Genomic DNA, 5314 nt, shown 5'->3' with positions numbered 1-5314 from the left:
CCTCGCCGGGCTTGTCGGCGCGATGGTATTTGTCCGCGTCGGCGAAGCCTGCGCCCTTGTACAGGGTGAACAAGGCGCCTTCGAGGGGCGTGGTCCCGTCGGCCCCGGTCTTGAGGAAGCGGAAGCCGTGCGTGTAGACGCGCGTGTCGGGCGGTGTGATCTCGCCGGTGTGGGTGGTGGAGGGGTCGTTCGAGTAGGTGAGGATCACGCCGTTCGTGTTGCCTGCGGCGTCGATGACTGCGTCCACGGTGAACGTGGCCGTGTAGGAGACCCTGATGACGCCTCCGGCCATGCCCGTCGCGTACTCCACGCCCTCGAACACCCACCTGCCCACCTGGCCCTCCCGTCAGTCAGCCAGACGTTGCGACAATCACTAGAACCCGACGGCAGAGATATGGGGGGTGGGTAATGGGTGGGAATGGGTAATAGGGGCGAGATCCCGGGTATGAGGATGAGGATGAGGGCGGGCCCCAAGGTTGGGGCCCACCCCCGGGGGTGTTACTCGGCGAGCTTGGCTTTTTCGGCGGCGAGGCGTTCGGCTTCGGCGGCACGGCGGGCGGCGAGCGCCTCGTCGAAGCGCGCGAGCTCCTCCTCGACGGCCTCCTTCGGGATCTTCGCGAAGATCGGCGAGGGCTTGGCGATGGGCGCGCCCACCTCGATCGGCTCGCTCTCCCACGGGTGCACGGTCTCGCCGAACACGTAGTCGCCGGTGATGATCGGGTATTCGAAGCCCGGCTTGTCGAGGTCCTCGACCTCCTCGAGGCGCGGCAGCGGCGAGAACACGCCCTTGCCGCCGAGGGCCTCCCACACCTTCTGCGCGGAATGGGGCAGGAACGGCGCAAGCAGGTGGTTCGCGTCGGAGACGGCCTGCGCGGCCACGTGCAGCACGGTTCCCAGACGCACGTCGTCGTCCTTGATCTTCCACGGCTCCACCGCGGAGATGTACTTGTTGATGTCGCCGACCACGCGCATCGCCTCGATGAGCGCCGCCTTCTGATGGTGGTTCTCGATGAACCCGCCGACCGAGTCGAACGCGCCGCGCGTCTCGGTGAGCAGGGCGCGGTCCTCGGCGGTCATCGAATCCTCGTCGAGCGCGGGGATCTCGCCGAAGTTCTTGGCGATGAGGTTGGCCACGCGGTTGACGAGGTTGCCCCAGGAGGAGGCGAGCTCTTCGTTGTTGTGGCGCACGAACTCGGCCCACGTGAAGTCGGAGTCGGAGCTTTCCGGGCCGGCGATGGAGATGTAGTAGCGCACGGCGTCCACCGGGTAGCGCGAGAGGATGTCCTTGACGTAGATGACGATGCCGCGCGACGAGGAGAACTTCTTGCCTTCCATCGTCATGAACTCGGAGGCCACGACCTGCTCGGGCAGGTTCAACGGGCCGAGTTCGCCGGTCTCGCCGCCCTTGGAGCCCTTGCCGTTGTAGGCGATCATCTCGGAGGGCCAGATCTGTGAGTGGAAGGTGATGTTGTCCTTGCCCATGAAGTAGTAGCCCGGCGTGGTCGGGTCGTTCCACCATGCGCGCCACGCGTCCGGCTCGCCCTTGCGTCGCGCCCATTCGATCGAGGCGGACAGGTAGCCGATCACCGCGTCGAACCACACGTACAGCTTCTTGTTCGGATTGTCGATCCAGCCTTCCACCGGCACGGGGATGCCCCAGTCGATGTCGCGGGTGATGGCGCGCGGCTTGACCTCCTTGAACAGGCCCTTGGAGAAGTTGATGACGTTGGTGCGCCACCCTTCACGTGTGTTCAGCCACGCGAGGTTCGCTTCGGCGAGCGCCGGCAGGTCGAGGAAGTAGTGTTCGGTCTCCTCGAAGCGCGGGGTTTCGCCGTTGATCTTGGAGACGGGGTTGATGAGCTCGTCCGGGTCGAGTTCGTTGCCGCAGGCGTCGCACTGGTCGCCGCGCGCGCCTTCGGCGTGGCAGATCGGGCATTCGCCTTCGATGTAGCGGTCCGGCAGGGTGCGGCCGGTGGAGGGCGAGATGGCGACCTGCTGCGTTCCCTTGTAGATGTAGCCGTTCTTCAGGCACTGCTTGAACAGCTCCTGCACCACGTGCTCGTGGTTGCCGGTGGTGGTGCGGGTGAACAGGTCGTAGCTCAGGCCGAGGTCGCACAGGTCCTTGGCGATCACGCGGTTGTAGCGGTTCGCGAGCTCCTGCGCGCTCAGCCCTTCCTTTTCGGCTTCGACGAGGATCGGGGTACCGTGTTCGTCCGTGCCGGAGACCATCAGCACGTCGTTGCCCTTCATGCGCTCGTATCGCGCGTACACGTCGGAGGGGACGCCGAAACCGGCCACGTGGCCGATGTGGCGGGGGCCGTTCGCGTACGGCCATGCAACATTCACCAGAATATGACTCATAACGCCCGATTATCCGGCGCGCCGGGGACACGCGGGCACCCCCGCCGCAACCCCGCCGCCGCGCGCCCGTGCACGCTCACGGTCACACTGCGGTCACGCCCAATGCCACACCGCGGTCATGCCCGCCACCCGGCCTGCGTCGCACATCCGGCACGCCCGCGTCACGCTCGTGCCAACACCGCGCACCCGCACGCCACGGTGGACATCCGCCCGCCCGTCCACCGGCTTATGCACATCGCAACGGCGCCGCCGCGCACGATTGGCGCGCACGCCCGCCGGCGTCTACCGTGGTGCCATGGAACCTTCAACGATGATGACCGCCACAGCCCAGCACACCCCGGCGCCACACACCACCACAGCCCCGCCCCCACGCGCCGACGCCACATCCGCCACGTCTCCCCAACACAGCACAACGTCTCCCCCACGCCCCGCGCCTCCCCCGCTGCGCACCACGCCGCTGGTGCCGACGATCCTGCGCGAACGCGACCTGCCCGGCCCGATGAGCCTGAGCCGTCTGTCCGCGAGCGGCACAATCCGCACGCTGGACGACCTGTGCAGCGGCTACTGGTCGGAGCATGCGGCCACGCTGTACGGCCGTGCGGCGATCGTCCAGCGCATCATCCCGCATTCGACGGTGGCGTGCGCGCTCACCGCGATGTGGGTGTGGATGGGCGGCGAGTTCCCGCGCACGATCGACGTGCTGTCGCGCTCGCACTTCCGCATGCGGCATCACGGGCACCGAATCCGCGCGCTCACGCGCAAGGTCACGCCGCATCATCTCGTCACGCTCGGCGCCCTGCGCGTGACGGACCCGACGCGCACCGCCTGCGACGTCGCGTCGTTGACGCACACGTCGCCGCAGACGGACGACGTCGCGGACAGCATCGTCGACCTCATGGATACGTATGATTTCACGCCGGACGACTGCGTCCGCATGCTGAATGAGAATCCGTGCATGTCAACGGTGCCGCGCACGCGCGCGTTCTTCGGCTACGTGCGACGCTCGTATGAGGCGCGTCGTCCGAAGGTCGCGCCGTGACGCGCCCGCGCGTGCGCCGCGGCGAGCGCGGACGCGGCGGCGCCACAGCGCGGCGCCTGCGCTCGCTCGACCGCGCCGACCGGCTCGTCCGGCTTGCCGCCGCGTCCGGTCCGGCGTGCGCGCTGGCGCCGCCGGAACCGCCGCTGCGGCTTACGCCCGCCGTGGCCGCCGATCCCGCGACCGACATGGACGTCCTGTGGCATATCGCGCGGCATGCGCCGGAATTGCGGCGATGGCTCGTCGCGAATCCGAAGGCCGATGCGGCGCTGCTCGAGTACGTTTCGCAGGCCGGCGGCCCCGGCGTCAAACGCGCGCTCACCGTCCTGCTGGAATCATTGGAACGATGACGACGCACGCGACCGCGCATCGCATAGCGGCACGCGCGATGGCGCGCGCACCGGTTCACCTCTTGATGGCGAGCACGGCCTGATACACCTGCTTGCGGTTGGCGAGCGAACCGTCGGGCAGCGGGTGTTCGCCCACGACCTGCGTGATCGCCTCCTTGATGCGCAGACCGTCTTCGAGCGCACGATCGATGGCAAGCACGGCCATATCCTCGACGCTGAGCGTGTTCGGCGCGACGGACGCGGCCTCCTCGTCGGAGGCGCCGGCGACGACGAGCACCATCTCGCCGCGCGGCGGGTCCTCGCGCACGCCGTCGCGGATCTCGGCGATGGTGCCGCGGCGGATCTGCTCGTAGTCCTTGGTGAGTTCGCGGCACAGGGCCATGCGGCGGTTCGGACCGAACGCGTCGAGCAGGTCGTCCATCGAATCGTCGATGCGGTGCAGCGTCTCGTAGAACACGATGGTGCGGCGTTCGCCCTGCAGCATGCGCAGGTGCTGCACGCGTTCGGAGTGTTTGCGCGGCAGGAATCCCTCGTAGCAGAACCGGTCCGTGGGCAGTCCGGAGAGCGCGAGCGCGTCGAGCACGGCGGACGGGCCGGGCGCGCACGTGACCGGCAGGCCGCGTTCGATGGCGCGGCGCACAATCGCGAGGCCGGGATCGTTGATGGTGGGCATGCCCGCGTCGGAGACGACGAGCACGGTCGCGCCGGTCTCCACATTGTCGAGCAGGCCGTCGGCCTTGTCGCGCTCGTTGTGGTCGTGGTAGGCGACGACGCGGCCGTTCACGTGCACGCCGAGCCGGTTCGCCAGATCGTAGAGGCGGCGCGTGTCTTCGGCGGCGACGATGTCGGCGTGTTCCAGCAGCGCGCGCAGGCGCGCGGAGGCGTCCCCTACGTTGCCGATCGGCGTCGCGGCGAGCACGACGGTGCCGGCGGGAATCGCCACCACCGTATCGGACTGTTGCTCGGACTGTTGTACGGCCTCCGCTCCGGCATCGCCGTCACGCGTCTCGACGCCCTCCCCCATTGCGGCCTCGATCGGCTCGTTCGCGTTCACATCCGCCATATCCACCACTTTCGTCATGACTCCAGTATCCCCCACACCCTCGGACGCGCCGCCGCACCGGCCGTCCGACACCCCGCGCTTCCATATCAGCGCCCACCATACGGACACACGTTGTCCATGTACGGGCATGCAGCCGGCGAAACCCCACGCCCGACGACCGTCCCGACGAGTAATCTCACATTCCAGATACGCATATGGCATGGGGACCATACGCGGACGAACGCGAAGCCGCGAGCGCGGCCACGCGACGCGCCCACGGCCGGACAGCACCACACCCGCACCCAGGGAAGGAAGACCGGCCAATGCGAACGATATGGCGCGTATTCACCCGTGACCTCACACGCATCCTGCGCAATCCGGTCGCCGTGACGGTCACGCTGGGCGTGGCGATCATCCCGTCCCTGTACGCGTGGTTCAACATCATCGCCAACTGGGACCCGTATTCGGCGACCGGCAACATCCAGGTGGCCGTCGCGAACGACGACCGCGGCACCAGCTCGCCGC

At 68.1% G+C, this 5314-nt stretch carries 5 protein-coding genes and 1 pseudogene; 3 read left to right on the top strand and 3 right to left on the bottom strand.

The features are described from left to right. Both BFAL_RS01900 and metG read right to left on the bottom strand, forming a co-directional pair. Window positions 1-334 (bottom strand): annotated as a pseudogene (locus BFAL_RS01900) (hypothetical protein); the annotation flags it as partial. A 164-nt stretch (window positions 335-498) separates the two neighbouring features. Further along, window positions 499-2361, bottom strand: a complete 1863-nt coding sequence (gene metG / locus BFAL_RS01895) for a methionine--tRNA ligase (RefSeq protein ID WP_055426754.1) — start codon at window positions 2359-2361, stop codon at window positions 499-501. A 460-nt stretch (window positions 2362-2821) separates the two neighbouring features. Here metG and BFAL_RS01890 point away from each other — a divergent pair, with 460 nt between their 5' ends. Together BFAL_RS01890 and BFAL_RS11365 are read left to right on the top strand one after the other, a co-directional pair. Further along, window positions 2822-3400, top strand: coding sequence for a hypothetical protein (locus BFAL_RS01890; protein ID WP_055426753.1), 579 nt, complete (start codon window positions 2822-2824; stop codon window positions 3398-3400). After that, window positions 3397-3747, top strand: a complete 351-nt coding sequence (locus tag BFAL_RS11365) for a variant leucine-rich repeat-containing protein (RefSeq protein WP_174514753.1) — start codon at window positions 3397-3399, stop codon at window positions 3745-3747. The genes BFAL_RS01890 and BFAL_RS11365 overlap by 4 nt, the downstream gene beginning before the upstream one ends. Before the next feature lie 55 nt (window positions 3748-3802). Here the strand turns inward: BFAL_RS11365 and rsmI are convergent, their stop codons facing one another. Continuing rightward, entirely contained in the window at window positions 3803-4771 is a 969-nt protein-coding gene (gene rsmI / locus BFAL_RS01880) for a 16S rRNA (cytidine(1402)-2'-O)-methyltransferase (RefSeq protein WP_055426755.1), read from the bottom strand. Window positions 4772-5112: 341 nt separating this feature from the next. On the opposite strand from rsmI, the gene BFAL_RS01875 reads away from it, so the two are divergent. Beyond that, window positions 5113-5314, top strand: a 202-nt coding sequence (locus BFAL_RS01875; RefSeq protein WP_152973478.1) for a YhgE/Pip domain-containing protein, incomplete at its 3' end; no start/stop codon positions are given.

Origin of the sequence: Bifidobacterium aesculapii (assembly GCF_001417815.1) — a bacterium.
Classification (GTDB): domain Bacteria; phylum Actinomycetota; class Actinomycetes; order Actinomycetales; family Bifidobacteriaceae; genus Bifidobacterium; species Bifidobacterium aesculapii.
Note: the sequence above shows the minus strand (reverse complement) of the source record. Positions and strands in the feature narration are given on the sequence as shown.

Coding starts and splice junctions, on each gene's coding strand:
- metG (WP_055426754.1), bottom strand. CDS start 2,361: ATGAGTCATATTCTGGTGAATGTTGCATGGCCGTACGCGAACGGCCCC.
- rsmI (WP_055426755.1), bottom strand. CDS start 4,771: ATGGGGGAGGGCGTCGAGACGCGTGACGGCGATGCCGGAGCGGAGGCC.